Here is a 26,993-nt window from a genome sequence, read left to right on the forward strand (position 1 = left end):
CCGTGCCCGTCCCCAAGAGAGAGTGTGAGAGTGCTCGTACTCGTCGCTCCCGGCCAGGGCGCCCAGACGCCCGGCTTCCTGACTCCTTGGCTCGAACTCCCCGGTGCCGCCGACCGCGTCGCCGCGTGGTCGGACGCCATCGGCCTGGACCTCGCCCACTACGGGACCCAGGCCGACGCGGACGAGATCCGTGACACCTCGGTGGCCCAGCCGCTGCTGGTGGCCGCCGGAATCCTGTCCGCCTCGGCACTCGGTGCCGTCACCCCGGGCGCCGTCGCGGGCCACAGCGTCGGTGAGATCACCGCCGCCGCGTTCGCCGGTGTCCTCGACGACAGCGCCGCGCTGACCCTCGTACGCAAGCGCGGGCTGGCCATGGCCGAGGCCGCCGCGATCACCGAGACCGGGATGTCGGCGCTGCTCGGCGGCGACCCCGAGGTGAGCGTCGCGCACCTGGAGAAGCTGGGGCTGACCCCGGCCAATGTGAACGGCGCCGGTCAGATCGTGGCCGCCGGCACCATGGAGCAGCTCGCCGAGCTGAACGAGGACAAGCCCGAGGGTGTCCGCAAGGTCGTCCCGCTGAAGGTGGCCGGCGCCTTCCACACGCACCACATGGCTCCCGCGGTCGACGCGCTGGCCAAGGCCGCCGCCGATCTGGCCCCGGCCGACCCGACGCTCACCTACGTCTCCAACAAGGACGGGCAGACCGTCGCCACCGGCGCCGAGGTCCTCTCGCGCCTGGTCGGCCAGGTCGCCAACCCGGTCCGCTGGGACCTGTGCATGGAGACCTTCAAGGAGCTCGGTGTCACGGCCCTGATCGAGGTGTGCCCCGGCGGTACGCTCACCGGTCTCGCCAAGCGCGCGCTGCCCGGTGTGAAGACGCTGGCCCTGAAGACCCCCGACGACCTCGACGCTGCTCGCGAGCTCATCGCCGAGCACAGTGCCTGAGAAGGAGCCTGGAGCAATGTCGAAGATCAAGCCCAGCAAGGGCGCCCCGTACGCGCGCATCCTCGGTGTCGGTGGCTACCGCCCGACGAGGGTCGTGCCGAACGAGGTGATCCTCGAGACGATCGACTCGTCCGACGAGTGGATCCGCTCACGCTCCGGCATCGAGACCCGGCACTGGGCGAGCGACGAGGAGACCGTCGCCGCGATGTCGATCGAGGCGTCCGGCAAGGCGATCGCCGACGCCGGGATCTCCGCCGAGCAGATCGGCGGCGTGATCGTCTCGACCGTCTCGCACTTCAAGCAGACCCCGGCCGTGGCGACCGAGATCGCCGACAAGCTGGGCACCAACAAGGCCGCCGCCTTCGACATCTCGGCCGGCTGCGCGGGCTTCGGCTACGGCCTGACCCTCGCCAAGGGCATGGTCGTCGAGGGCTCGGCGGAGTACGTGCTTGTCATCGGCGTCGAGCGGCTGTCGGACCTGACCGACCTGGAGGACCGGGCCACGGCCTTCCTGTTCGGTGACGGTGCCGGCGCGGTCGTCGTGGGCCCCTCCAAGGAGCCGGCCATCGGCCCGACCGTGTGGGGCTCCGAGGGCGACAAGTCCGAGACGATCAAGCAGACCGTGCCGTGGACCGAGTACGACAGCACGGGCAAGTTCCCCGCCATCACGCAGGAGGGCCAGGCGGTGTTCCGCTGGGCCGTCTTCGAGATGGCGAAGGTCGCCAAGGAGGCGCTGGACGTCGCCGGTATCACCGCGGACGAACTGGACGTCTTCATTCCGCACCAGGCCAACGAGCGGATCATCGACTCGATGGTGAAGACACTCAAGCTGCCGGAGTCCGTCACGGTCGCGCGTGACGTACGCACCACCGGCAACACCTCGGCCGCCTCGATCCCGCTCGCGATGGAGCGGCTCCTGGCGACCGGCGAGGCGAAGAGCGGCGACACCGCGCTCGTCATCGGCTTCGGGGCGGGTCTCGTCTACGCCGCGACTGTCGTTACCCTCCCCTAGGCACTCCGTGCCGGATCAGCAACGGTCCGGCCCGGAACGCACTGCCAACCCTCTGGAAAACAACGAAGGAGCGCCTCACATGGCCGCCACTCAGGAAGAGATCGTCGCCGGTCTCGCCGACATCGTGAACGAGATCGCCGGCATCCCGGTCGAGGACGTCCAGCTGGACAAGTCCTTCACCGACGACCTGGACGTCGACTCGCTGTCCATGGTCGAGGTCGTCGTCGCCGCCGAAGAGCGCTTCGACGTCAAGATCCCGGACGAGGACGTCAAGAACCTCAAGACGGTCGGCGACGCCACCGACTACATCCTGAAGAACCAGGGCTGATCCCCGGATCAGTCCATTGCCCCGCCACCCGGCGGTGGCGCCGCTGAATCCTCGTAATCGTTGGAGAAAGATTTCCCGTGAGCCCGACCAATCGCACCGTGGTCGTCACCGGTATCGGCGCAACCACACCGCTGGGTGGCGACGCAGCCTCTACCTGGGAGGGTCTGGTCGCCGGCAAGTCCGGCGTGAAGCCCCTGGAGCAGGAGTGGGCGGCCGACCAGGCCGTCCGTATCGCGGCGCCCGTCGCCGTGGAGCCGACCGAGGTCATCCCGCGGCCGCAGGCCCGGCGCCTGGACCGGTCGGCGCAGTTCGCGCTGGTCGCCGCCCAGGAGGCGTGGGCCGACGCGGGCTTCACCGGCAAGGCCGGTGAGGACAGTGCCGTGGACGCCGACCGCCTCGGTGCGGTCATCGCCTCCGGCATCGGTGGCGTCACGACCCTGCTCGACCAGTACGACGTGCTCAAGGAGAAGGGCGTCCGCCGCGTCTCCCCGCACACCGTCCCCATGCTCATGCCGAACGGCCCGTCCGCCAACGTGGGTCTTCTCGTGGGCGCCCGCGCGGGTGTGCACACCCCGGTCTCCGCGTGCGCCTCGGGCGCCGAGGCCATCGGCTACGCCATCGAGATGATCCGCACCGGCCGCGCCGACGTCGTCATCGCGGGCGGCACGGAGGCGGCGATCCACCCGCTGCCGATCGCCGCGTTCGGCAACATGATGGCGATGTCCAAGAACAACGACGACCCGCAGGGCGCCTCGCGTCCCTACGACACCGCGCGCGACGGCTTCGTCCTCGGCGAGGGTGCCGGTGTGATCGTCCTGGAGTCCGCGGAGCACGCCGCCAAGCGCGGTGCGCGCGTGTACGCCGAGGCGGTCGGCCAGGGCATCTCCGCCGACGGCCACGACATCGTGCAGCCCGAGCCGGAGGGCCGCGGTATCGCCCACGCCCTGCAGAACCTGCTCGACAACACCGACCTGAACCCGGCCGAGATCGTGCACGTCAACGCGCACGCCACCTCGACGCCGGCCGGTGACGTGGCCGAGCTGAAGGCGCTGCGCAAGGTGTTCGGCGACGACGCCGACCACTTCGCGGTCTCCGGTACGAAGTCCATGACCGGGCATCTGCTGGGCGGTGCCGGCGGTGTGGAGTCGGTCGCGACGATCCTCGCCCTGTACCACCGGCTCGCTCCGCCGACCATCAACGTGGAGAACCTCGACCCGGAAGCGGAGGCCAACGCCGACGTGGTCCGCGGCGAGGCGCGCAAGCTGCCCGTCGAGGGCCGGATCGCCGCACTGAACGACTCGTTCGGGTTCGGCGGGCACAACGTGGTGCTGGCGTTCCGTACGGTCTGAGAGACCTCCGTACGCAACTGAAGGGCCCCCACCGGTCGGTGGGGGCCCTTCGGCATGTCCGGATTCCTAGACGACCTGGTGCAGCCAGCGGACCGGGGCGCCCTCTCCCGCGTACCTGAACGGCTCCAGTTCGTCGTCCCACGGCTTGCCCAGGAGTTTGGCGATCTCGGACTCCAGGTCGGTCTCGCCGGCCTGTGAGCGGGTCAGGGCTGCTCTCAGGCGGTCCTCGGGGATCAGGATGTCGCCGTGGATGCCGGTGACGGCGTGGTAGATGCCGAGGTCGGGGGTGCAGCTGTAGCGCTCGCCCTCGGCGGTGGGGCAGGGTTCGGCCGTCACCTCGAAGCGGAGGAGGTGCCAGCCGCGCAGGGCCGACGCCAGCTTGGACGCCGTGCCCACCTCGCCCTTCCAGGAGAACTCCGAGCGCCAGGTGCCGGGGGCCGCCGGCTGCCGGATCCAGTCGAGGTTGACGCGTGTGCCGAGCACCCCGGCGACGGCCCACTCGACGTGCGGGCACAGCGCGCGCGGCGCGGAGTGCACGTACAGAACTCCACGTGTCGTCACCGGGACCTCCGGGCAGAGCGGGACCATTGTGCGAATGGACGGAACGGTGGTGGCGGCAGCCACGTTGATGGCGAGGCTACCGTGCGGCGGCGCAAGGAGTGTGACGTACCGTCGGTCCCGGTGCCCTGAAACGCCCGCCATTCACCCGGCAGGACGCTAGTACGGGTGTGAGCCGTTGCACGGCGGAGGGTGGTGAAGGTCGGGAACTCCCGTGCGTTGGTAGGGAGGGGGACGAAGTTCGCAGGGGATTGCATGCCGACCGAGGGGATCACCAGGGGATGCGGAAGCGCAGGCACCGCTCGCGTGCCGTTCTCGCCGTCGTGACGGCGGCCGTCCTGGGCGCCGCCGGCTGTGACGCCGTCGGGGGCAGTGAACCGGCGCCGTCCGGCACCGGGGCGCAGAGAGCGAAGCCCTCCCCCAGCCCGACGACGCCCGCCTGGGACTCCAGCCCGTCCTCGCTGGCCGCCGTGGGCGACTCCATCACCCGCGCCTTCGACGCCTGTTCGCTCCTCCAGGACTGCCCGGAGGCCTCCTGGGCGACCGGCAGCAGCACCGAGGTGGACAGTCTCGCCGTACGGCTGCTGGGGTCGGCGAAGGCGGCCTCCCACAGCTGGAACTACGCGGTCAGCGGGGCGCGGATGACCGATCTGGCCGGGCAGATGGCCCAGGCCGCGGCGAAGAAGCCGGGATTGGTGACGGTGATGGCGGGGGCCAATGACGCGTGCCGGGACTCCACCTCGGCGATGACGTCCGTGGCCGACTTCCGGGCGCAGTTCGAGGACGCGATGCGCACCCTGCGCGACACGGCACCGAAGGCGCAGGTGTACGTGGCCAGCGTGCCGAACCTGAAGCGGCTGTGGTCCCAGGGGCGCACCAACCCGATGGGCAAGCAGGTGTGGAAGCTCGGGATCTGCCCCTCGATGCTCGGCGACGCGGACGCCGTGGACACGGCGGCGACCGAGCGGCGTGACACCGTGCAGGACCGGGTGGAGGCGTACAACAAGGTCCTGGAGGAGGTCTGCGCCAAGGACGAGCGGTGCCGCTTCGACGGGGGCGCGGTGTACGAGTTCCGGTTCGGCACGGACCAGCTGAGCCATATCGACTGGTTCCACCCGAGTGTGAACGGGCAGGCCAGGCTCGCCGAGATCGCCTACCGGGAGGTCACGGCGAAGAAGGCGTGACCTAGAGTTTTGAACATGAACGAACTCTTCGGCACACTTTCCGACGGCACCCCGGTCCACCGCTGGACGCTGGAGCGGGCCGGCGTGCGGGTCAGGGTGCTGTCGTACGGCGGGATCGTGCAGTCCGCCGAGGTCCCGGACCGGGACGGAAGCGCCGGGAACGTGGTGCTGGGGTTCGCGGATCTGGACGGGTATGTCACGCACACCGGCCCCTACTTCGGCGCGCTGATCGGCCGGTACGCGAACCGGATCGCGGGCGGCCGCTTCCCGCTGGACGGGGTGACGTACGCGGTGGCGCCCAACAGCGCGCCGAACTCCCTGCACGGCGGCGAGCGCGGCTTCGACAAGCGGGTGTGGGACGTGGTGCCCGTCGAGCACGGCATCCGGCTCTCCCGGGTCAGCCCGCACGGCGAGGAGGGCTTCCCGGGGCGCCTTGAGGTCTCGGCGACGTACACGCTGGACGCGGACGGTGCGCTGCGGATCGCGTACGCGGCGGTGACGGACGCGCCGACGGTTCTCGCCCTGACGAACCACAGCTACTTCAACCTGGCCGGTTCCGGGAACGCGGGTGGCCATGAACTGCGGATCGCCGCCTCCCGGTTCACGCCGGTCGACGCGGATCTGATCCCGACCGGGGTGCTCCAGGACGTGACCGGCGGGCGCTTCGACTTCCGGGAGAGCCGGAAGGTGGGCCCGGGGTACGACCACAACTTCGTGCTCGACAAGGGGCTGACGCGGACGCCGGTCGAGGTCGCCGAGCTGCACGACCCCTCCACCGGGCGGGTGCTGACGGTGTCCACCACCGAGCCGGGCCTCCAGCTGTACACCGCGGACCATCTGGAGGAGCCCTTCATGCCGTGCGAGGGTGTCGCGCTGGAGACCCAGCACTTCCCGGACTCCCCCAACCGGCCGGAGTTCCCGAGCACGGTGCTGCGGCCGGGCGAGGTGTACCGGTCGGAGACGGTGTACGCGTTCGCGGTCCGTTAGAACGGCACAAGCCCCGGCCCGGGTGTCAGGTCCCGGACCGGGGCTGCTCTGTGGGGAGACTCGTCCCGGGTCAGACGTTAACCGTGGTGGTGAGGCGGCGGTCCGTGATCGAACGGCTCACCTGGATCTCGTACGAACCCTTCACAAACGACCACTTCCCCTCCGTCCCCTCCCCCTCGGTCCACGTCTCGAAGGCGCGGCGCGGGATCTCGACAGCGACCTCGACGCTCTCGCCGGGAGCGGCCTCGACTCCGGCGAAGCCGGCCAGCACGCGCTCGGGGCGGTCGCCGGGCTCGGCCGGGGCGAGGTAGACCTGGACGACCTCGCGGCCGGCGCGCTCGCCGGAGTTGCGGAGGCGGACGCGGACCGTGGTGCCCTCCACCTCGACGGACTCATAGGTCCAGTCGGTGTAGCCGAGGCCGTGGCCGAAGGGGTACGAGGGGGTCCGGCCCTCCTTCGCCCAGGCGCGGTAGCCGATGAAGACGTCCTCGGTGTACGGGAGTTCGCCGTCGGCGGGGGTCACCTGGGTGACCGGGGCGGCGTCCAGGGAGCCCCAGGTGGTGGGGAGGCGGCCGCCGGGCTCGTGGGCGCCGGTGAGGACGTCGGCGAGGGCGGCGCCGCCCTCCTGGCCGGGGAACCAGCTGAGCAGGACGGCGGCGACCTCGTCGCGCCAGGGCAGTTCGACCGGGGAGCCGGAGTTGACGACCACCACGGTGTTGGGGTTGGCGGCGGCCACGGCCCGGACCAGGTCGTCCTGCCGGCCGGGCAGGGCGAGGTCCCTGCGGTCGAAGCCCTCGGACTCGACGCGGTCGGTGGTGGCAACCACGACGACGGCGGTGTCGGCGTTCCGGGCGGTCTCGACGGCCTCGGCGATCAGCTCGTCGGCGTCGCGCCGCGGCTCCTGGTGGGCGAGCGCGAAGGCGATGGCCTTGAACGGGATGCCCTCGGGGAGCTGGAAGACGTAGGTGAGGGAGACCTCGACCGGCTGGCCCGCGGTCAGTTCGACCTCGCCGCGGGGCACCGGGGAGCCGAAGAAGGCCTCGAAGGGGTCGCTGGTGTCGGCAGGGAGCTGGAGGTCGTCGTAGTACGTCGTGCCGTCGACGGTGAGGGTGAAGGCGCCGACGCCCTTGACGCCGAAGGTGTGGGTGCCGCTGTCGCGCGGGGTGAAGGTGCCGGTCAGCTCGATGGTGTGGAGGGTGTCGTGGGTGACGCCGTCGGGGAGGTCGTCGCCCATCCACTGGATCTGGCCGTTGGGGGCGTTGCCGGTGCCGAGGACATTGCCGTCGCGGTCACGGCAGACGGCCCGCAGGGTGAACCCCTTGTCGGCGACGGCGAGTTCGGTGTTGGGGTCGGCGCCGACGGCGTACGTCAGGTCGGGGAGGACCGCGGTGAGGCCGTCGAGCGGGGAGACGGTCCGGGGCGGGAAGACGGTGGCGGAGCCGCCGCCGAGGACGCGGGCGTCGCGGGCGGCGGCGCCGATGAGGGCGACGCTTCCGGGCTTCAGCGGGAGGGCGCCTTGGTTGCGGACCAGGACGAAGGCGCGGCGGGCGATCTCGCGGGCCAGGGCCTCGCCGTCGATGGTGTCGGGGAGCTCGGTGACGACCGGCTCGGCGTTCTCCAGGGCGCCGACGCGGGCGGCGAGCCGGAGGACGTTCCGCACGGCCTCGTCGACCTTGGTCTCGTCGACCTCACCGTCGCGCACGGCCTGGGCAAGCGCCTCGCCGTACACGGTCTGCGGGCCCGGCATGGCGACGTCGAGGCCGCCCTCGATGGCGCCCTTCGTGGAGCGGGCGGCCATCCAGTCGGAGACGTTGTAGCCGTCGAAGCCCCACTCGCCGCGTGCGATCTCGTTCACGAGGTGGTGGTGCTCGGTCATCGTGACGCCGTTGACCTGGTTGTACGCGGTCATGATGCCCCAGGGGCGGGCGTTCTCGACGATGAGCTCGAAGGGGCGCAGGTACAGCTCGCGCAGGGCGCGTTCGGAGACGACGTTGTTGACGGTGAAGCGGTCGGTCTCGGCGTCGTTGGCGACGAAGTGCTTGACGGTGGTGCCGACTCCGCCGGACTGGACGCCCCGCACATAGCCCGCGCCGATGAGCCCCGTGAGGTACGGGTCCTCGCTGTAGGCCTCGAAGTGGCGGCCGCCGAGCGGGGAGCGGTGCAGGTTGACGGTGGGGGCGAGCAGGACGTGGACGCCCTTGCGGCGGGCCTCCTGGGCGAGCAGCGCGCCGGCGCGGCGGGCGAGCTCGGGGTCCCAGGTGGCGCCGAGGGCGGTCGGGGAGGGCAGCGCGATCGAGGGGTCGTCGGCGGTCCAGCGCACCCCTCGGACACCGATCGGCCCGTCGGACATGACGAGGGACTCCAGGCCGATCTCGGGCAGGGCGGGCAGCGTCCACATGTCCTGGCCGGCCAGCAGCCGGGCCTTCGCGTCCAGGTCGAGCTTGCCGAGGGCCGCCTCCACGGCGGCCTCGCGCGCCTGGTCCGCCGGGGTGGAGTGGGTGCCCGCCATGGGGTCCTCCTGGTTTCGGGTGCGTGCCGTTCCCTCATCGTGCACCCGTTACCTGTAGACCGGTAGGTTTCGTTACCTTGCCGTTATATTTGGCATACGGTCATGCCGTACGGTGACCCCATGAACGCCAGGGTCAGGAGCGAGGAGCGGCGCGCGGAGATCGTCCGGGCGGCCCTGGAGGTGATCGCCGAGCGCGGCTACCGCGGGGCGAGCCTCGCCGCCGTCGCGGAGCGCGTCGGGCTCACCCAGCAGGGGTTGCTGCACCACTTCCCCACGAAGGAAGCGCTGTTGGTCGCCGTGCTCAAGGAGCGCGACCAGTGGGACGCGGTGCCGGACACCCGGTGGCGGATCGACCTGCTCGCCTCGCTCGTCGAGTACAACGCGATGCGGCCGAACATCATCCAGACCTTCTCGGCACTGCTCGGCGAGAGTGTGACGGACGGGCATCCGGCGCGCGCGTACTTCACCGAGCGCTACGCGCAGGTGCGCGAGAGCATGGCGACGGTGCTGCGGGCCGAGTACGGGGAGCGGCTGCCGAACGGGCTGACGCCCGAGCGCACGGCGCCGTTGCTGGTGGCGGTCATGGACGGGTTGCAGTACCAGTGGCTGCTCGGCCCGGAGTCGGTGGACATGCCGGGGGCGTTCCGGGACTTCCTCAGGCTGCTGGGCGAGAACCCGGACTGACGGCGGCGACGACCTCGACCTCGATCCGCGCCTCCGGCCGGAACAGCTTCGGCACCTCGAAGGTCATGCTGGTGGGTGGGGTGCCGGTGAGGAACTCCCTTCGTACGGCGCCGTATTCCTGGAGCCTGTCGATGTCGGTGAGGTACGTGCGGATGTTGATGATGTCGGCGAGGGTGCCGCCGTGGGCCTTGAGCAGGGCGTCGATCGTCTCGAAGACGCCTCGGCTCTGCTCGGCGAGCGTCTCCCCCTCGGCGATCTGGCCGGAGACGAACAACAGGGCGCTGCCGTCGGCCTGTTCGACCCGGGCGACCTGGGAGTAGTAGGGGCTCAGGGGCTGGGGTGCGGAGGCGGGGTTGTCGATGGTGACCTTCATGCGGCTCCTTCAGCTGGTGCGGATGCGGGCCGCGGCCTCGGAGATGTCCTCTCCAGGTGCCGCGACGCGGCGGTAGTGCTCCAACGCGGCCTCGATCGCGGGCAGTCGGGCCGCCTTCGTGGCCAGGTCGAGGCCTTGACCGCGAGGGTCGCGTCGAAGTGCGCGTCCTCGGCGAAGGCGCGGGCGACGGCTCCGGCGAGGGGACCGTTCGCGAGGGCGGTGCGGGCGACGGTGTCCGGAAGCCCGAGGGCGTCCGCGAGCCGCAGGGCCTCGGCGACCACCGCGATCCCGCTGATGACCGCCGAGTTGAGGACGAGCTTGAGTGCGGCTCCCGAGCCGAGGGGGCCCGTGCGGGTGACCTTGCCGAGGTGGGCGAGGACGTGCTCGACGCCGGTCGCGTCGCCTCCGGCGAGGATGCCGAGGGTGCCCGTGGCCGCCTTGTCGGTACTGCCCATGACGGGGGCGTCGACGAGGGTGACCTCTTCGGGGAGTCGGGCTTCGAGGCGGCGCAGGGCGTCCGGGCCGACGGTCGACATCTCGATCCAGTGAGTGCCTGGCCGCAGGGCTCGCGCGGCGGCCTGGGCGACCGCGTCCAGCGCGTCCGGGCCGGCGAGCATGGTGACGACGACGTCGGCGTCCCGGACGGCGTCGGCCGGGGAGGCGGCGAGTGCGGCGCCCTCGGCGACGAGCGGTCCCGCCTTCTCGGCGGTGCGGTTCCAGACGGTCAACGGGTGGCCGGCGGCGAGGAGTCGGCGGGCCATGGGGGCGCCCATGTGGCTGAGGCCCAGGAATGCGATGTGCTCCATGGCGTCGACGCTAGGTCCACGCCTGTGATGCGACAAGCGAATGTCTAGCATGAGTGTCATGCCCTCTCCGCATGAGTCGCCGGACCTCTCCACCGTCTGGTTGCGCGCCTTCCTCGAAGTCGCCCGCCAGGGTTCCTTCACGGTCGCCGCGCGGACCCTCGGCTGGACCCAGTCCGCGGTGTCCCGGCAGATCTCCTCGCTGGAGTCGGCGCTCGGCGGGGCGCCGCTCTTCGACCGGCTGCCGCGGGGCGTACGGCTCACCGAGGCGGGCCGGGTCCTCGTACCGCACGCGGAGGCCGTCGTCGAGGCGCTGCACGGGGCCGGGCGCGAGCTGGCGGCGCTGCGCGAAGTGGCCGGCGGGCGGCTGCGGTTCGGGGCGTTCGCCACGGCCGACGCGGCGCTGGTGCCGCACGCGCTCGGTGCCTTCCGGGCCCGCCATCCGCGCGTCCGGGTCTCCCGCGAGGAGGGGTTCACCCCCGCCCTCCTGGACCGGCTCGCCGCCGGGCATCTGGACCTGGCGGTGGTGTCCACGACGGGCGGCGCGCCGCTGGAGTCGTACGACCTCCACCATCTCCTCGACGAGTCCCTGTACGTCGCCGTCCCGGCCGCGCATCCGCTGGCGGACGGCGGCCCGGTCCGGCTCGGTCAACTCGCCGACGCCGACTGGATCTCCGGCAGCGCCCGCCCGGAGGGCACCCTGCTGGACGCGGCCCTGCGCCAGGGCTTCCGGCCGCGCGTCGCCCACGTCGTCGCCGAGTGGACCGCCAAGCAGGGCTACGTCGCCGCGGGCCTCGGCGTGACGCTGGTCCCGGCGCTCGCGGCCGAGTCGGTACGACCGGACGTCACCCTGCTGCCGGTGGTGGACGAGGGGGCGCCGGCCCGGGCGGTGTACGCGGCGACGGCACGGGGGCGGGCGCCGGCGCCCGCGGTGGAGGCGTTCGTGGGGGTGCTGCGGGAGGCGGCGGGGCGGATCCCGGGGTAGGTACGGATACTCAGGCGGCTCGGTCCCCTTCCGGCGAGGATGGCGCCATGAGGGCGAAGAACACCATCACCGTGCTCGCGCTGCTGCCGGTCAACTTCCTTGTCGTGGCCTACGGATGGTGGGCCGCCGGGTGGAGCGGGTGGGCGGCGAGCTGGAACGAGGAGCCGTACGAGCCGCCGATGACGGAGCTGGGCACGGCGTGCGCCGTGGTCGCGGTCATCGGTGTCGCGCTGCTGCTCGCCCGGCTGTGGGGAGCGGCCGTCTTCCAGGTGCTCCCCGCGCTCGCGCTGATCGCGCTGATGAGCCCCTCCTGAGTCACACCCCATGGCGTGGACCACTTCTGTCACGCATACTTCCGCCGTCGGCACCAGCACGCTCCCCACGGCGACGGAAGGCTGAACTCCCTTGAATTCCCTACGTGTTCGCATTGGTGTCCTCGGTGTGGTCCTGATGGCAGGGCTCGCGGTGCCCCAGGCGGCCCAGGCGGCTCCCACCGCCACCGTCGAGGAGCTGCGGCTCGACAAGACCGTGCCGCAGGAGATTCTGCGGCGGTCCGGATTCGACTCCGTGGCACCGGAGTTCGCGCGGGAGCTCGACTCGGCGCGCACCTACGCCCAGGCCCGCAGGATCGTCGTACGCGAAGGATCCGCGCTGTGGAAGCGGGCCGTCGACCGGGCACAGGGGCGGGGGCCGGCCGGGGGTGATCTGAGCCGGGACGACGACCGGCCGCTGTACTGGGCGCGGTTGGGGATGACGCGGGAGGTACGGACCTGGGAGCCGGGGTTCGGGCTGGGTGATGAGCAACGGGCGGCGCTGCTGGACGAGTTGGAGCGGACCTCGCGGGGGCAGAGCGCCATCCGCTATCCGTCCGGGAAGGGGATCAAGCGGGTCCTCGTCACCGGGTTCGACCCGTTCACGCTGGACCGGGACATCCGGATCTCCAATCCCTCCGGGGCCACCGCGCTCGCGCTCGACGGCACGGTGATCGAGACGGCGCAGGGTCCGGCGCGGGTGGAGACGGCCGTGTTCCCGGTGCGCTGGCAGGACTTCGCGGAGGGCACGGTGGAGCGGACGCTGCGACCGTATCTCAAGAAGGTCGACCTCTTCACCACGGTCAGCCAGGGGCGGGTCGGACGGTTCGACATCGAGCGGACCAACGGGGCCTGGCGGGGCGGGTTCCCGGACAACGAGAACATCTCCCGGACGGAGACCGTCCCCGTCACCGATCCGGCCTCGCAGCCGCAGTGGACGACGACGACCCTGCCGTACACGGAGATCGTGGCGGCGAGCACCGGGCGCTTCCCCGTGTACGACAACACGAGCGTGACCGAGATACCCGCGGGCGGCACGGAACCCGTCGTACGGCCCGACGGGCCGACGGAGGGGTCGACGGCCCGGGCCGGGGGCGGCGGGAACTACCTGTCGAACGAGATCGCCTACCGGGCGACGCTGCTGCGCGACCGGCTGGGGCTGCACGACGAGCTGCCCGGCGGCCATGTGCACACGCCCGTGCTCCAGTTCGCCACCGGCAACACCACCGAGGTCACCGACCCCGAGTTCGTGAAGAACCGGCTGGACATCATCGCCCAGGTGCGGGCGATCGTGACCGTGGCGGTCAGTGAGACGGGGCGAACGCGAGGCTGACGCCGAGACCGGCCAGGACCGAGCCGATCACCTTGTTGAGGATCTTCTGACCGCGCAGCATCAGGGTGCGCATCCGGTCGTGCGAGAAGAAGACCGCGACGACACCGAACCACAGCAGGTGGGCCAGCGACATGAACAGTCCGTAGCCCACCTGCTGGTAGACCGGGGTGCCGGGGCTGACGACCTGAGCGAAGGTCGAGACGACGAAGAGGGTCGTCTTCGGGTTGAGGACGTTGGTGAGGAACCCGGAGCGCAGGGCCTTGAGCGGGGTCAGGTCCGACTGGGTCTCCAGGTCGACCTCGACCTCGCCGCGGGTGCGGAAGGTACGGACGCCGATGTAGACGAGGTAGGCCGCGCCGACCAGCTTGATCACCGTGAACAGGAAGGTCGAGGAGGCGATCAGCAGGCCCACGCCGAGCATCGTGTAGGTGACGTGCACGAGGACGCCGGCGGCGACGCCGAGCGCGGCGAGCAGGCCGGTGCGGCGGCCGTGGAGGTAGCTGTTGCGGACGACCATGGCGAAGTCGGCGCCGGGGGCGATGACGGCCAGGACGGTGATGACGGCGACGGCGAGTATCTCGGTCAAGAGGTGATCTCCTCTATGTCGTTGTCGTCGGAGTCCTCGCGGGTCTCCTCCCCGAGCAGTTCGCGGGCCATCAGGGTGGCGCCCGCGACCGCGCCCGGCATGAGGAACACCGCGACGAACGGCACCAGGAAGGCCACGGCGAGGGGGGTGCCGAAGCCCCAGATCAGGGTCTTGCGGGAGCGGAACAGGGCGAGCCGGTCGCGGAGTTCGACGCCGCGGCGCTGGAGGGCCACGGCGGCGAGTTCCTCGGTGAGGAAGAAGCCGGTGACGAAGAAGCCGATCACCGGGACGACGGTCTGCCCGGCGAACGGGATGAAGCCGAGGGCGAAGAGGAGCACTGCCCAGCACGCGGCGCGGATCACGATCCGCAGGCTGTCGCGGCCCGAGATCCACAGCTCGCGCCACAGGGGGAGGTTGGACTCGGGGGCGGTGCCGTCCGGGGAGACGTCACGGTCGACCGTCTCCGAGAGGCTCTCGTAGAACGGCTGGCCGATCAGGAGCGTGACCGCGGTGAAGGTCACGACCGCGAGGAGGAGGGCCAGGGCCCACAGCACGACGGTCAGGAAACCGCGGAACAGGCCGAGCCAGGGGCTGGACCAGTCGTCGGCGAAGGGGGTGGCCCAGCCGATGAAGTCCTCGCCCCAGACCGCGAGCGAGACGAGCGCCGCCGCGTAGAGAACGAGGGTGATCAGCCCCGGGATCAGCCCGAAGCCGTACTGCTTGCCGTGCCGGGCCACCCATCGCTGGCCCTTCAGCAGGTACCCGAAGCCCACCCCAAGATCGCGCATGGGGGAACTCTATCGGGCGGCGGGGACAGGGTTCCCGGGTCGTGGACAGGCCCCCTTCCGATCACCCCGGCACCACCGCCACCACCACCCCCCGCTCATCCGCCGGACTCACCGCCGCCTGGACCCGTACCGCCGCCGCCCGGGCCACCCGGCCCGCGCGGGCCGCGCCGGCGAGCAGTGCCGGCTGGAGCTGTTCCAGGCCCGTCACCAGCAGTTCCTCCCCGGCGATCAGCACCGGACGGGCCGCCTTCGTGGTCGCCGCGGCCGCTTCCGTGAGGTCGGCGAGGGGCTGGAGGGAGGCGCGGACGACGCCCGCGCCGGCGGCGGCAGCGCGCTCCGCCAGGGCGACCTGGAGCGGCATCAGCGGGGCCAGCGCGGCGGTCAACGCGTCCGCGATGCGGCGCAGTTCCGGGGAGGAGTCCCGCAGGATCTCCGCCGCCGTGCGGATCACCGGGGTCAGGGCGAGCATGGTGCCCGCCGCCAGCCCCGCCGCCGCGGGCAGCAGCGGGGACATCGCCTCCACCAGGTCGCCCAGCGCGGTCGCGAACTCCTCCACGGCCGGCTCCACCGCGTCCAGCACCGGCAGCAGACTGTCGCCCAGCGCCGTCAGCAGGGCCTGGGCCGGTTCGCTGACCGGGTGCACGGCCAGGGGAGCGCCGCTCGTGCCGAGCCGGGTCAGTGTGTCCACGATCCGGTAGAACGCCTCCTGCGCCTGCGGTGACGCGCTCGCCTCCGCCAGCTCCGCCGTCGTCTCGCGCAGGACCCGCAGTGCCTCCTGGCCCGAACCGTCCCTGGGGTCGAAGGTGTTGATCGCGATCTTCGTGATGTTCCCGGCCGTGTCCAGGAGTTGGCCGGTGATGTCGGTGGTGCTGCGCGCCATGCGCAGTACGTCTTCCCTGCTGGGGAGAGGGGGGATCGGTGCCATGAGGAGCTCTCCTCGCGTCGCCTGACAAGCCGCAGTCGCCGGGTCCATCACCGGGTCCGTCGCCGGGTGTCCCGAGCTCAGCATGCCCCCTTCGGCCCCCTCCGGATGCGCCATCCGGGGCATCCGTGACACCAACTCCCTCTTGTTCCGGTTGAGTCGAACAGGTACATGTCGCCGTACCGATCTCAGGAAGCTCCCGGAGGAGGTACGACGCGTGCGCACCACGAGAACCGCACCCGCGAGACCCGTACTGATCGCCGCCCTCGCCCTCACCACGGCAGGCTCACTGCTGCTCACCCCGCACACCGCGGGCGCGGAACCCGCCCCGCCCGTCACCCGCGACGAGGCTCCACTCGACCAGCGGGCCGCACAGGCCCCCGCGAGCGCCGCCAAGAGGGCCCTCGCCGACGAACGGACGACGGGCGGCGCGATCCGCGGCTACCCCCGCGAGCAGGTCCTCTCCCCCGACCCGGTCGACCCTGCCGACAGGTCCATCAAGCTCGGTCTCACCCCGTACCACGCGATCGCCCCGAAGCTGAACGCCGTCCAGGCCCTCGGCGACCGTGTCAGTGTCGAGGTCGCCGGAGAGTCGGCCGGCGGACACCGACTCTACCTCGTGACCGTCACCGCGCCCGAGACGGTCCGCCAGGCCCGGGCCCAGGAGCGGATGCGCGACCTCATCGAGAACTCCCCCGCGCAGGCCGCCAAGTCGCCGGAGATCAAGGCCGGTTACAAGGCGCCCGTCTTCGTCAACAACAACATCCACGGCAACGAGTGGGAGGGCACCGACGCCTCCCTGAAGCTCATCGAGCAGCTCGCCACCGCCAAGGACGCGAAGACCCGCGACCTGCTCGCCCACTCCCGGCTGTACTTCAACATCACCGCCAACCCGGACGGCCGTATCGCCGGCACCCGCGCCAACGCCAACGGCTTCGACATGAACCGGGACTTCGTCACCGCCTCGCAGCCCGAGGTGCGGGCGATGCGGCAGATCGAGATCGACAAGCAGCCCGCCGTCATGCTCGACCTGCACGGCTACGTCAACGGCACCCTCATCGAGCCCACCACTCCCCCGCACGGCGAGAACTACGAGTACGACCTCTTCCTGAAGAACACCTACGCCAACGCCCTCGGCATGGAGGCCGCCGTCAACGGCCTCGGCTACACGCCCGCGAAGGACGGGGTGCAGCCCGCGCAGATCCCCTTCAGGGACCAGGAGGAGGGCTGGGACGACTGGCCGCCGATCTTCACCCCGCAGTACGCGGCGTTCCACGGCACGGTCGCCGCGCACACGGTCGAGATCCCGTTGCAGGTGAACAACGCGGCCTACAACAACCTGCCGGTGGAGGAGCTGCGGCGGCGCTCGGCGATCAACGTGGACGTCGCCGGTGCCGCCATCCGCGCCACGCTCGACTTCGTCCAGGCCCACCGCAGGGCGCTGGTGAGCGACCAGATCGAGGTCTTCCGCCGCGGGGCCACGGGCGCCGCGCAGATCCCCGTCTCCCCCGAGACGGTCCCCGGAGTCCCCGGCATCGGTCCCGAGGACGTCTACACGACCGCCTTCCCGCGCGCCTACGTCCTCCCCGGCGGCCCACAGGCCACCGCCACCGCCCGCCTGGTCGACCACCTCCTCGCCAACGACGTCCGCGTCACCCGCGCGAGCCACGCCTTCCGGCTCGGCGGAAGGACGTACGCGAAGGGCTCGTACGTCATCGACATGCACCAGCCCAAGCGGGGCCTGGCCAATGTGCTGCTCGCCGACGGCCGGGACATCAGCGACAAGGTCTCGGTGATGTACGACATCTCGGGCTGGAGCCTGGGCAGGCTGTGGGGCGCCGCCGTGGAGCCGGTGACGAACGGGACCCTCAAGGGCCTGCCGCTGCGGTCCGTCCACGAGGCCACGCCCGTCGGGTACGTCGCCCCGCGCGGCGCCCTGCGGCTGCGGCTGGACGACCCGCAGGCGATCTCCGCCGTCAACTCCCTGCTCCGGCAAGGTGTTCCGGTACGGCAGACGGCCGACGGCACCGGCGCGATCGTCCCGGCGTCGGCGCGGCAGAAGGCGGCCGAACTGGCCCGGACGTACGACGTGGCCTTCGACGCGACGACTCTCACCGGTACGCAGGCGCTCCCCCGCACCCGTGTCGCGGCGGCCGTCACCCCCGGCGAGCTCTTCGCGCTGCGCGAGATGAACTTCCAGGTCACCCCGGTCTCGACGGCCGTCCTCAACGCGGGCTTCGACTGGTCGGCGGCGGACGTCCTGTTCGTGTCCACGGGGCTGGACCGCGGCGCTCTCACCCCGTCCGCCCGCACCGCCCTGGACGCCTTCCTCGACGCCGGTCACGGTCTCGTCGGGCGCGGCGTCACCGGTGCCGAACTCGCCACCGCCACCGCCCTGCTGGCCGCGAAGCCGGTCGAGGGCAACGGGGACGCCAACGGTGTGGTGCGGGTGGTGAACTCGGGGCCGGTGACCGCCGGCGCTCCCGGGCACGGTTTCGTGTACGCGCCCGTCTGGTTCACGGACCTCGGCCCGGAGGTGCGCGTGGAGCAGTCGTACGCGACCGGGAACCCCCTTGTCTCCGGGCACTGGCGACCGTCGCAGGACGGCAGCGGCGGGCCCCTTGCCGCCGCCGGACAGCCCTCGGTCGTCAGTGGTCCGCAGTCGGTCCTCTTCGGCACCGAACCCCTCTTCCGGGATCATCCGAAGGGGGAATTCCCGCAGGTCGCAAGGGCGTTGTTCCGCATGGCCGGCGTCGGCTAGCGGTGTAGATCAGTCAAGGAGAGCGGATGACCCAGGAGATACACGGCACCGTCGCCGACGGCTTCGAGGCGGTGCGCGAGGAGTTCGCCGCGTTCGTGGCCGGTGAACGCCCCGACTACGAGGGCCAGTTGTGCGCATACGTCCACGGCCGCAGGGTCGTGGACCTGTGGACGGGCGACGGCAACGACGCCGACTCCCTCCATGCCGTGTTCTCGTCGACGAAGGGTGCCGCGCATCTCGTGGTCGCTCTCCTCGTCCAGGACGGCACGCTCGAACTGGACCGCAAGGTGACGTACTACTGGCCGGAGTTCGCGGCCGAGGGCAAGGGCGCGCTGACCCTGCGCGACCTGGTCACGCACCGGGCCGGGCTGGTCGGTCTGGACGCCGGGTTCACCCGGGACGAACTGGCCGACGACCGGGCGATCGCCGAACGCCTCGCCGACCAGCGGCCGTTCTGGCGCCCGGGCACGGCCTTCGGCTACCACGCCCTGGTCATCGGCGCGCTCACCGGCGAGGTCGTACGCCGGGCGACGGGCCGTACGATCCAGGAGCTGTGGGAGGAGCGGATCCGGGCCCCGTACGGCCTGGACTTCCATCTGGGCCTGCCCGCGGCCCTGGAACCGCGGTACCGCTCCGCGCAGCCGATGATCCCCACCCCGGTCCAGCAGGCCGAGATCGACGCCGCTCCCTCCGGCCCGCACACCCTGGCGTCGATCGCGTTCAACGCGCATGTGCCGGACCCGGGTGATCTGCTGGAGTACGCCAACTCCCGTACCGTGCGCGCCAAGGGCCCGGCGTCGGCGGGCGGCGTGGCGGCCGCGCGCGGGCTCGCCGGGATGTACGCGGCGGCGATCAGCGAGGTGGGCGACCGGCCGCCGCTCCTCAAGCCGGACACGATCGCCGAGGTCGGCCAGATCCACTCCACCGGCTACGACCTGGTGGCCCGCCAGCACCGCTCCTTCGGCCTGGGCTTCCAGGCGACCGCCGACAGCCGGCACCCCTTCCTGGGCGCCGGCACCTTCGGGCACAGCGGCGCGGGCGGCTCCCAGGCCTTCGCCGACCCGTGGAGCGGCCTCGCCTACGGCTACACCCGACGCCGGCTCGCCTACCCGGGCGGGGCGGCGCCGGAGAACGACCGGCTGGTGAAGGCGGTGCACACCGCGGCGCTGAACGGGTGACACGGACGAAGGCCCGCACCCCACGTCCAGGGGTGCGGGCCTTCGTCGTACGCGACGAACGCGTCAGACCAGCGTCACGCTGATGTTGCCGCGGGTCGCCTTCGAGTACGGGCAGACCTGGTGGGCCTTCTCCAGGAGGTCCCGGGCGGTCTCGGCGTCGACGTTCGGGATCCGGGCCGAGATCTCGACGATGATCCCGAAGCCGTCGTCGTTCTTGCCTATGCCGACCTTCGCGGTGACCGTCGAGCCGGAGATGTCGGCCTTCTCCAGGCGGGCGACGACGCCGAGGGCGCCCTGGAAGCAGGCGCTGTAGCCGGCGGCGAACAGCTGCTCCGGGTTGGTGCCCTCGCCGCTGCCGCCCATCTCCTTGGGCGGGTTCACGACGACGTCGAGCCTGCCGTCCTCGGTGGCCACCCGGCCGTCACGGCCGTTCTCGGCGGTGGCGACGGCGGTGTAGAGGACATCGGTCTGCTGGATGGACATGCGGTGTCTTCCTCCTAGGTCCGCCGCGCTCGCGCCCACGATCGACGACGGTTTCGGAAAGAAGTTACCGCATACCGGAAACTGACAGAAGACGTCAGAGCTTGACGATCATCTTTCCGGTGTTGTCGCCGCGCAGGACGCCGAGGAAGGCCTCCAGGTTGTTCTCGATGCCCTCGACGACGGTCTCGCGGTACTTCAGCGCACCCGAGGCGACCCAGGGGCCGACCTCCTGGACGAACTGGGACTGGAGGTCGTAGTGGTCACTGACCAGGAAGCCCTCGATGCGGCCGCGGGTCGCGATGAGGCGGGCGAGGTTCTTCGGGCCGGGGGCGGGCTCGGTGCTGTTGTAGACGGAGATCATGCCGCAGACGGCGATACGACCGCCCTCGTTGAGGGAGCCGATGGCGGCCTCCAGGTGATCCCCGCCGACGTTGTCGAAGTAGACGTCGACACCGTCGGGCGCGGCCTCGCGCAGCTGCTGGGCAACGGGGCCGTTCTTGTAGTTGAAGGCGGCGTCGAAGCCGTACTCCTCGACGAGCAGCTTGACCTTCTCGTCGGAGCCGGCCGAGCCGATGACCCGCGAGGCGCCCTTGAGCTTGGCGATCTGACCGACCTGGCTGCCGACGGCACCGGCGGCGCCGGACACGAAGACGCTGTCGCCCTCCTTGAAGACGGCGGTGCGCAGGAGGCCGGCGTAGGCGGTGAGGCCGGTCATGCCCAGGACGCCAAGGTATGTCGACAGGGGGGCGGCCTCGGGGTCGACCTTCACTGCCTGGGCGGCGTCGAACGTGGCGTACTCGCGCCAGCCGCCGAAGTGCAGGACGTGGTCGCCGACGGCTATGCCCTCCGCCTCGGAGGCGACGACCTCGCCGACCGCGCCGCCCTGCATCGCCTTGCCGAGCTCGAAGGGGGCGACGTACGACTTCGCGGCGCTCATCCTGCCGCGCATGTACGGGTCGACGGACAGGTACTTGTTCCGCACGAGGACCTGTCCCTCGCCGGGCTGCCGGACCTCCGCCTCGACCAGGGCGAAGTCCTCGGGCTTGGGCCAGCCGACGGGGCGGGAGAGGAGGTGCCACTCGCGGTTGATCATGACGAAGAGCCTTTCGGATTTACTTCAGTACCTGAAACAACCATGCTCCTGAATATTTCATGTTGTCAAGTAATGGGAGTAAGCTGAGGGCATGGCCACTCCACAGAAGTCCGAGCGCCGCCCCGATGCGCTGACCCTTGAGGTCGTCGAGCTGATCGGGGATGTCGTGGCGCGTTTCTACGCGGATTTCGAGGATGCGGCCGCGGAGCATGCGCTGACCGGGGCGCAGGCGCGGCTGTTGAGTCTGCTGTCGCTGGAGCCGCTGCCGATGCGGAAGCTGGCGCACAAGCTGCGGTGCGAGCCGTCCAATGTCACCGGGATCGTGGATCGGCTGGAGTCGCGGGGGCTGGTGGAGCGGCGACCGGATCCTGCGGATCGGCGGGTGAAGCTGGCGGCGGTGACGGAGGAGGGGCGGGCGGTGGCCCGGAGCCTTCGGGAGTCGCTGCGGTTCGCCCGCGAGCCGCTGGCGGGATTGTCCGATTCGGAACGGACGGTCTTCCGGGACCTGTTGCGCCGGATGCTGGGGTCTTGAGACAGGGCGTACGCACTGGGCCTTTTCTCGCCCCCGCCGCCCCTACCCGTCCCATCCTCCAGGGGCGCTGCCCCTTCAACCCCGCCCCTGGGGGCTCCGCCCCCAGACCCCCATCGGCCCTGAAGGGGCCTCGTCCTCAAACGCCGGACGGGCTGAAAAAGACGCGGGACCGGCGTTCAGAGGTGACGCCCGCCCCAGGCGGGGCACCACGCGCGCTCGCGCAACGGCGAGCAGGGGACGTACCGGGGGGTGTCCGCCCGCAGCGTCGGGCGACCGACCAACAGAACAGCCCCAGGACACAGCACCGCCCGACCGAGGACGGACACCCCCCGGTGCGGCACCGACCCACGACGGCGAGAAGTGCGCGACGCGCACCCCCACCGGACCGCAACGGGCCGCCGCAGGCATCCACCACTCACGCCGCACCCGCAATCCGCAGCGCACACCCCCACCCGCCCGCGACGGGCATCCGTCCCGCTAGGTGCACCACCACAGGAAGCGTTCGCAGGATTCCGTCGGGGACGGGGCCGTTGTGGGTTCCGAGGTTGTCGGGGCCGCCGTGGGAGTCGCGGAGGGGGCCGGGGTGGTCGGTGCCGGGGCCGAGGTGAGGTTCGGGGCGGAGGCGGTTGCGGACTGGGCGTCCTTGTCGGGGTCCTTGTCGTCCTTGGACTCCGATGCCGAGGGCGACGGGGATTTCGAGGCGTCCCGGGACGCGGAGGCCGACGGGACGGTTCCGTTCTCGTCGTCCAGCGGCTCGGCGGTCGTGCTCGCCTCCGCCTCGGCCGCCCCCTCCGCCGACTCACCCCCCGCCGCGGCAGGCGTCGACGACGAGCCGGGCGCGTCCATACCGAGCTCCGCCAGGCTCAACCCACCGGCGGCGAGTATGAAGCCCGCCGCGACCAGCAAGGTCCGCCGCCGCCGACGCCGATGCGCCGCAGCCTTGCGATCACGACGACTCGCGCCACCACCGGCACCGCCCTCGTCGTCGTCCTCGAACTCGTCGGAGTCGTCGTAGCCCTCGGGCTCCTCATCCACCTCGGCAGCCCTGCCACCCCGACCCCGCGCACGTCTTCGCGCCGCCCGACCACCACCCACAGGCACACCCACGGGCTCGGCCACCTCGGCGGCCTCGCGGCTCTCCGCGCTCTCCGCCACACCGCCGGCCTCGACCCCGTCGCCGTACGCCGCACCCACGTACGCCTCATGAGCTCCACCGTCCACCCCCACCTGCTGCTGGGCGACGGCATACGGCTGAGCCGCGTACGCGTGGAGTTGTTGGGCTGAGGTGCCGCAGCCCGGGCAGGCGAGGGCGCCGTTGAGGTGCCTTCGGCACGGGAGGCAGTAGTCCATGACGCGGGAAGATTAAGTTCCGAACCGGCGGTGTAACCAGAGGCAGCTGTGAAGGTTGTGTGGGGAACCGGCCGTTCCGGCGCGGCGAGTTGAGGATGTTCTGCCCTCAAGCCACCTCATCGCATCGAAAGCGACATCGCACCGAGAGCCGGCCGGTTCCCCCTCCGCTCACGTTTCCTTACGGGCCGTCATGACGCGCTGGATCAGGATGAACGCGCACAGCAGCACACCGGTGGCGATCTTCGTCCACCAGGAGCTGAGCGTGCCCTCGAACTGGATGATGCTCTTGATCAGGCCGAGGACCAGGACGCCGAACAGCGTGCCCAGCACATAACCCGAGCCACCCGTCAGCAGCGTGCCGCCGATGACCACCGCGGCGATCGCGTCGAGCTCCATGCCCACCGCGTGCAGCGGGTCACCGGACTGGATGTAGAGCATGAAGAGAAGACCGGCGAGCGCCGAGCAGAAGCCGCTCATCGTGTACACCGCGATCTTCGTGCCGCCCAGCGGCAGACCCATCAGCAGCGCCGACTGCTCGTTGCCGCCGATGGCGTAGATCCGGCGTCCGAAGCGGGTGTAGTGGAGAAGGTAGAACGCCGCGCCCAGGACGACCAGTGCCACGACGGCACCGATCGACAGCTCCCCCACGCCCAGCGACACCCGCGTCTCGGCCAGACTGCTCACGGACGAGTCGGTGATGGCGATCGACTCCTTGCTGATGACCAGGCACAGGCCCCGGAAGAGGAAGAGGCCCGCCAGCGTCACGATGAACGGCTGGATCTCGAAGTTGTGGATCACATAGCCCATGAGGAAGCCGCCGAACGCTCCCACGCCCAGGGATATGGGGATGACCACCAGCAGCGGCAGACCCACGTCCTGCACCAGCCACGCCGTGAGCATCGTCGTGAAGCCGATGACCGAGCCCACGGACAGGTCGATGCCGCCGGACATGATGACGAAGGTGGCGCCGACCGCGGCGACCAGGAGATAGCTGTTGTCGATGAACAGGTTGAGGAACACCTGCGAGTCGCCGAAGCCGTAGTTCACGTAGCGGCTCAGTCCCCCGATGTACATCGCGAGGAAGAGGCCGGCCGTGACCAGGACGGGCAGCCGCCGGTCGGCGAGCAGACGCGCGGCCTTGGACGGCGTACGGCTCTGCGGTGTCGTGGGGGCCTTGGTGGTCGTACTCATCACGACACCTCCATCTTGGGAGCGGAGTCGGCGGGCTCGGCGACCGGGGCGGGTGCCACGGGCGCCGCGGCCTTCGCGCGGGCGCCGAAGACCTTGGCGCGGAACTTCGGGGACTGGAGGAGGCAGACGACGATGACGACGGCGGCCTTGAAGACCAGGTTGGTCTGGGTCGGGACGCCGATCGTGTAGATCGTGGTGGTGAGGGTCTGGATGACCAGGGCTCCGACCACCGTGCCGCCGATCGAGAACCGGCCGCCCAGCAGCGAGGTGCCGCCGATCACCACCGCGAGGATCGCGTCCAGCTCGATCCACAGGCCGGCGTTGTTGCCGTCCGCCGCCGAGGTGTTGGAGCTGATCATGAGGCCGGCGATGCCCGCGCACAGGGCGCAGAAGACGTACACCATGATCTTGATACGGCGGGAGCGGATACCGACGAGACGGCTGGCCTCGGCGTTGCCGCCGACGGACTCGACCAGCAGGCCGAGGGCCGTGCGGCGTGTCAGCGCCACCGTGACGGCCACCACCGCGGCCACCACGAAGATGGAGAAGGGCAGGGTCAGCCAGTAGCCGCCGCCGATCAGCTTGTACGGCTCGCTGTTGATGGTGATGATCTGGCCGTCGGTGATCAGCTGGGCCACGCCTCGGCCCGCGACCATGATGATGAGGGTCGCGATGATGGGCTGGATGCCCATGCGGGCGACGAGGAACCCGTTCCACAGACCGCAGACGACCGCAGCGATCAGGCCGAGGCCCATCGCCAGCAGGACTCCGGCCAGGGCGTCCTGGTCGGACTGGTCGCTGATGTACGAGCACGTCAGCGCGCCCGTGATGGCCACGACCGCGCCCACCGAGAGGTCGATGCCGCCGGTGGCGATGACCAGGGTCATGCCGACCGCCACCAGGATCAGCGGCGAGCCGAACAGCACGATCGACACGAGGCTGCCGTAGAGGTGGCCGTCCGTCATGTGGATGGCGAAGAAGTCGGGGGTGAAGGGGACGTTGACGAGCAGCAGGGCCACCAGGACCACGATCGGCCAGAAGAGGTTGTGGCGCGTCAGTGCTCGCCAGCGGGAGGTGGTGGTCACTGCTGTTCTCCGCTCGCGATGGTCTCGAGGATCTTGCTGGTGGTGATCTCCGGGCCGTTGGTGAGCTGTGCGACCAGCTTGCGGTCGCGCAGGACGCCGATGGTGTGGCTGAGGCGCAGGACCTCCTCCAGCTCGGCCGCGATGTAGAGGACGGACATGCCGTCCTCGGAGAGGGAGACCACCAGTTTCTGGATCTCGGTCTTGGCACCGATGTCGATGCCGCGGGTCGGCTCGTCCAGGATCAGGAGTTTCGGCTGGGTGATCAGCCAGCGGGCCAGGAGCACCTTCTGCTGGTTGCCGCCGCTCAACTGGCCCACCCGGGCCTCGGGGTTGGCGGGGCGGATGTCCAGCGCCTTGATGTACTTGGCGACCAGTTCGTCGCGCTGGGCGGTGGGAATGGGACGGGTCCAGCCGCGGGCCGCCTGGAGGGCGAGGATGATGTTCTCCCGGACCGTCAGGTCGGGGACGAGGCCCTCGGACTTGCGGTTCTCCGAGCAGAAGGCGACCCCGGCGCCGATGGCGTCGTTCGGGGCGTTCATCGCCACCTGCTTGCCGCCGATGGTGACCTTGCCGCTGTCGGGCTGGTCGGCGCCGAAGAGGAGCCTTGCCAGTTCGGTGCGGCCGGAGCCCAACAGGCCCGCGAGGCCCACGACTTCGCCCTTCTTGATGTCCAGGTCGAAGGGGGCGATACCGCCGCTTCTGCCGAGGCCCTCCGCCGTCAGCAGCGACTCGCCGACATCCGCGTGGAGTTGGTGGTCGTGGAGCTCCTCCAGCTGGTCCAGGGCCTTGCCGATCATCAGCTCGATCAGCCCGACCTGGTCGAGGTCGCGGACCAGGTGCTCGCCGACGAGAGTGCCGTTGCGCAGGACGGTCATGCGGTCGCAGATCTCGTAGATCTGGTCGAGGAAGTGCGAGACGAACAGGATCGCCACGCCCTCGTCGCGCAACCGCCGCATCAGGCGGAAGAGTTCGAGGACCTCGTCGCGGTCGAGGCTGGAGGTCGGTTCGTCCAGGACCAGGACCTTGGTGCCGGAGCCCGAGCCGTCGCTGTCGCCGTGGCCCACCGACCGTACGATCGCGACCAGTTGCTGCACGGCCAGGGGGTACGAGGAGAGCGGGGCCGTGACGTCTATGTCGAGGCCGAGGCGGTCGACCATCTCCGCCGCCTCCTGGCGCATGCGCTTCCACTGGATGCGGCCGGCGCGGGTGGGTTCACGGCCGATGAAGATGTTCTCCGCCACCGAGAGGTTGGGGCAGAGGTTGACCTCCTGGTAGACCGTGCTGATGCCGGCCTGCTGCGCCTGTAGCGGGCTGCCGATGTGCACGGCCTGGCCGTCGAGGGTGACGGTGCCGCCGTCCAGGGTGTAGACCCCGGTCAGCACCTTGATCAGGGTGGATTTCCCGGCCCCGTTCTCGCCCATCAGGGCGTGGATCTCGCCGGGGAAGAGCCGGAAGTCGACGCCCGACAGAGCCCTTACCCCCGGAAACTCCTTGACTATGCCCGTCATCTCCAGGACGGGCTGCGGCTCTGCCATGGCAGCGCTCCTCTAGGACTCATCGATTCGGTTCAGGCCCACACAGGGCCAGGCCGACAGCGGGCCGAGCCCCGGAAGGGCCAAGCCCGCGGGGAGCCTGGCCGGCCGAGAGGTACTCGGCCGACCGG

General features: G+C 70.9%; 27 protein-coding genes. 14 read left to right on the forward strand and 13 right to left on the reverse strand.

Annotation, left to right across the window (positions count from 1 at the left end; genetic code table 11):
* The first annotated feature begins 30 nt into the window (after positions 1-30).
* The 4 genes from ACFY0U_RS01320 (at position 31) to fabF (ending at position 3,634) form a co-directional block, all read left to right on the forward strand.
* Positions 31-945 (forward strand): ACP S-malonyltransferase, encoded by a 915-nt coding sequence (locus ACFY0U_RS01320; protein WP_388628423.1) that lies wholly within the window; start codon positions 31-33, stop codon positions 943-945.
* A gap of 16 nt (positions 946-961) precedes the next feature.
* Positions 962-1,957, forward strand: coding sequence for a ketoacyl-ACP synthase III (locus tag ACFY0U_RS01325; protein ID WP_388628426.1), 996 nt, complete (start codon positions 962-964; stop codon positions 1,955-1,957).
* 79 nt (positions 1,958-2,036) lie between these two features.
* Positions 2,037-2,285, forward strand: coding sequence for an acyl carrier protein (locus ACFY0U_RS01330; RefSeq protein ID WP_019067091.1), 249 nt, complete (start codon positions 2,037-2,039; stop codon positions 2,283-2,285).
* A 77-nt stretch (positions 2,286-2,362) separates the two neighbouring features.
* The gene (gene fabF, locus ACFY0U_RS01335) at positions 2,363-3,634 is read left to right on the forward strand and encodes a beta-ketoacyl-ACP synthase II (RefSeq protein ID WP_388628430.1); all 1,272 of its coding nucleotides are present in this window, start codon (positions 2,363-2,365) and stop codon (positions 3,632-3,634) included.
* 66 nt (positions 3,635-3,700) lie between these two features.
* Here the strand turns inward: fabF and ACFY0U_RS01340 are convergent, their stop codons facing one another.
* A complete protein-coding gene (locus ACFY0U_RS01340; RefSeq protein WP_388628433.1) occupies positions 3,701-4,195 on the reverse strand; it encodes a DUF3145 domain-containing protein in 495 nt (164 codons plus the stop codon).
* Positions 4,196-4,473: 278 nt separating this feature from the next.
* On the opposite strand from ACFY0U_RS01340, the gene ACFY0U_RS01345 reads away from it, so the two are divergent.
* Positions 4,474-5,376: an SGNH/GDSL hydrolase family protein gene (locus ACFY0U_RS01345; RefSeq protein ID WP_388628436.1), complete on the forward strand. Its 903-nt coding sequence runs from the start codon at positions 4,474-4,476 to the stop codon at positions 5,374-5,376.
* A 15-nt stretch (positions 5,377-5,391) separates the two neighbouring features.
* Positions 5,392-6,363: an aldose epimerase family protein gene (locus ACFY0U_RS01350; protein WP_388628439.1), complete on the forward strand. Its 972-nt coding sequence runs from the start codon at positions 5,392-5,394 to the stop codon at positions 6,361-6,363.
* Between the two features lie 70 nt (positions 6,364-6,433).
* Here ACFY0U_RS01350 and ACFY0U_RS01355 read toward each other — a convergent pair whose 3' ends face one another.
* Complete coding sequence (locus ACFY0U_RS01355) at positions 6,434-8,872, reverse strand: glycoside hydrolase family 3 protein (RefSeq protein WP_388628442.1); 2,439 nt, start codon at positions 8,870-8,872, stop codon at positions 6,434-6,436.
* A 102-nt stretch (positions 8,873-8,974) separates the two neighbouring features.
* On the opposite strand from ACFY0U_RS01355, the gene ACFY0U_RS01360 reads away from it, so the two are divergent.
* On the forward strand, positions 8,975-9,556 hold the full coding sequence (locus ACFY0U_RS01360; protein WP_388628444.1) for a TetR/AcrR family transcriptional regulator: 582 nt from the start codon (positions 8,975-8,977) through the stop codon (positions 9,554-9,556).
* On the opposite strand, the gene ACFY0U_RS01365 is transcribed toward ACFY0U_RS01360, so the two are convergent.
* Entirely contained in the window at positions 9,528-9,929 is a 402-nt protein-coding gene (locus ACFY0U_RS01365; RefSeq protein WP_388628447.1) for a RidA family protein, read from the reverse strand. The two genes, ACFY0U_RS01360 and ACFY0U_RS01365, sit on opposite strands and share 29 nt — an antisense overlap.
* Positions 9,926-10,735 (reverse strand): NAD(P)-dependent oxidoreductase, encoded by an 810-nt coding sequence (locus ACFY0U_RS01370; protein ID WP_388628450.1) that lies wholly within the window; start codon positions 10,733-10,735, stop codon positions 9,926-9,928. The genes ACFY0U_RS01365 and ACFY0U_RS01370 overlap by 4 nt, the downstream gene beginning before the upstream one ends.
* A 49-nt stretch (positions 10,736-10,784) precedes the next feature.
* On the opposite strand from ACFY0U_RS01370, the gene ACFY0U_RS01375 reads away from it, so the two are divergent.
* The 3 genes from ACFY0U_RS01375 (at position 10,785) to ACFY0U_RS01385 (ending at position 13,361) form a co-directional block, all read left to right on the forward strand.
* A complete protein-coding gene (locus ACFY0U_RS01375) occupies positions 10,785-11,717 on the forward strand; it encodes a LysR family transcriptional regulator (protein WP_388628452.1) in 933 nt (310 codons plus the stop codon).
* 47 nt (positions 11,718-11,764) lie between these two features.
* Complete coding sequence (locus tag ACFY0U_RS01380; RefSeq protein ID WP_388628455.1) at positions 11,765-12,031, forward strand: hypothetical protein; 267 nt, start codon at positions 11,765-11,767, stop codon at positions 12,029-12,031.
* Positions 12,032-12,167: 136 nt separating this feature from the next.
* Positions 12,168-13,361 (forward strand): pyroglutamyl peptidase, encoded by a 1,194-nt coding sequence (locus tag ACFY0U_RS01385; protein WP_388628458.1) that lies wholly within the window; start codon positions 12,168-12,170, stop codon positions 13,359-13,361.
* Here ACFY0U_RS01385 and ACFY0U_RS01390 read toward each other — a convergent pair.
* The 3 genes from ACFY0U_RS01390 to ACFY0U_RS01400 all read right to left on the reverse strand — a co-directional run bounded on the left by ACFY0U_RS01390 (position 13,333) and on the right by ACFY0U_RS01400 (position 15,660).
* Positions 13,333-13,947, reverse strand: a complete 615-nt coding sequence (locus ACFY0U_RS01390) for a LysE family translocator (protein ID WP_388628461.1) — start codon at positions 13,945-13,947, stop codon at positions 13,333-13,335. The two genes, ACFY0U_RS01385 and ACFY0U_RS01390, sit on opposite strands and share 29 nt — an antisense overlap.
* Positions 13,944-14,735 carry an EI24 domain-containing protein gene (locus tag ACFY0U_RS01395; protein WP_388628464.1) on the reverse strand — a complete coding sequence of 264 codons (792 nt, stop codon included), beginning with the start codon at positions 14,733-14,735 and terminating at the stop codon, positions 13,944-13,946. The genes ACFY0U_RS01390 and ACFY0U_RS01395 overlap by 4 nt, the downstream gene beginning before the upstream one ends.
* Before the next feature lie 61 nt (positions 14,736-14,796).
* Positions 14,797-15,660 carry a hypothetical protein gene (locus ACFY0U_RS01400; protein WP_388628467.1) on the reverse strand — a complete coding sequence of 288 codons (864 nt, stop codon included), beginning with the start codon at positions 15,658-15,660 and terminating at the stop codon, positions 14,797-14,799.
* Between the two features lie 214 nt (positions 15,661-15,874).
* On the opposite strand from ACFY0U_RS01400, the gene ACFY0U_RS01405 reads away from it, so the two are divergent.
* Both ACFY0U_RS01405 and ACFY0U_RS01410 read left to right on the forward strand, forming a co-directional pair.
* A complete protein-coding gene (locus ACFY0U_RS01405) occupies positions 15,875-18,418 on the forward strand; it encodes a M14 family zinc carboxypeptidase (protein WP_388628470.1) in 2,544 nt (847 codons plus the stop codon).
* A 26-nt stretch (positions 18,419-18,444) separates the two neighbouring features.
* On the forward strand, positions 18,445-19,596 hold the full coding sequence (locus tag ACFY0U_RS01410; RefSeq protein ID WP_388628473.1) for a serine hydrolase domain-containing protein: 1,152 nt from the start codon (positions 18,445-18,447) through the stop codon (positions 19,594-19,596).
* A gap of 63 nt (positions 19,597-19,659) precedes the next feature.
* On the opposite strand, the gene ACFY0U_RS01415 is transcribed toward ACFY0U_RS01410, so the two are convergent.
* Together ACFY0U_RS01415 and ACFY0U_RS01420 are read right to left on the reverse strand one after the other, a co-directional pair.
* A complete protein-coding gene (locus ACFY0U_RS01415; protein ID WP_351692061.1) occupies positions 19,660-20,079 on the reverse strand; it encodes an organic hydroperoxide resistance protein in 420 nt (139 codons plus the stop codon).
* A gap of 94 nt (positions 20,080-20,173) precedes the next feature.
* Complete coding sequence (locus ACFY0U_RS01420; protein ID WP_388628475.1) at positions 20,174-21,172, reverse strand: NADP-dependent oxidoreductase; 999 nt, start codon at positions 21,170-21,172, stop codon at positions 20,174-20,176.
* 91 nt (positions 21,173-21,263) lie between these two features.
* Here ACFY0U_RS01420 and ACFY0U_RS01425 point away from each other — a divergent pair, with 91 nt between their 5' ends.
* Positions 21,264-21,704 carry a MarR family winged helix-turn-helix transcriptional regulator gene (locus tag ACFY0U_RS01425; RefSeq protein ID WP_388628478.1) on the forward strand — a complete coding sequence of 147 codons (441 nt, stop codon included), beginning with the start codon at positions 21,264-21,266 and terminating at the stop codon, positions 21,702-21,704.
* Between the two features lie 477 nt (positions 21,705-22,181).
* On the opposite strand, the gene ACFY0U_RS01430 is transcribed toward ACFY0U_RS01425, so the two are convergent.
* Positions 22,182-22,550 (reverse strand): hypothetical protein, encoded by a 369-nt coding sequence (locus ACFY0U_RS01430; RefSeq protein WP_388628480.1) that lies wholly within the window; start codon positions 22,548-22,550, stop codon positions 22,182-22,184.
* Positions 22,551-22,631: 81 nt separating this feature from the next.
* Here ACFY0U_RS01430 and ACFY0U_RS01435 point away from each other — a divergent pair, with 81 nt between their 5' ends.
* The gene (locus tag ACFY0U_RS01435) at positions 22,632-22,988 is read left to right on the forward strand and encodes a hypothetical protein (RefSeq protein WP_388628483.1); all 357 of its coding nucleotides are present in this window, start codon (positions 22,632-22,634) and stop codon (positions 22,986-22,988) included.
* A gap of 234 nt (positions 22,989-23,222) precedes the next feature.
* Here ACFY0U_RS01435 and yjfF read toward each other — a convergent pair whose 3' ends face one another.
* Genes yjfF through ACFY0U_RS01450 form a run of 3 tightly spaced genes read right to left on the reverse strand, consistent with a single transcriptional unit; the run spans position 23,223 to position 26,865 of the window.
* A complete protein-coding gene (gene yjfF, locus ACFY0U_RS01440; RefSeq protein WP_388628485.1) occupies positions 23,223-24,245 on the reverse strand; it encodes a galactofuranose ABC transporter, permease protein YjfF in 1,023 nt (340 codons plus the stop codon).
* The gene (locus tag ACFY0U_RS01445; RefSeq protein WP_388628488.1) at positions 24,245-25,330 is read right to left on the reverse strand and encodes an ABC transporter permease; all 1,086 of its coding nucleotides are present in this window, start codon (positions 25,328-25,330) and stop codon (positions 24,245-24,247) included. The genes yjfF and ACFY0U_RS01445 overlap by 1 nt, the downstream gene beginning before the upstream one ends.
* Positions 25,327-26,865 carry a sugar ABC transporter ATP-binding protein gene (locus ACFY0U_RS01450; RefSeq protein WP_388628491.1) on the reverse strand — a complete coding sequence of 513 codons (1,539 nt, stop codon included), beginning with the start codon at positions 26,863-26,865 and terminating at the stop codon, positions 25,327-25,329. The genes ACFY0U_RS01445 and ACFY0U_RS01450 overlap by 4 nt, the downstream gene beginning before the upstream one ends.
* Positions 26,866-26,993 lie beyond the last annotated feature (128 nt).

This window comes from Streptomyces sp. NPDC001536, assembly GCF_042894505.1.
In the GTDB taxonomy this organism is placed as follows: domain Bacteria; phylum Actinomycetota; class Actinomycetes; order Streptomycetales; family Streptomycetaceae; genus Streptomyces.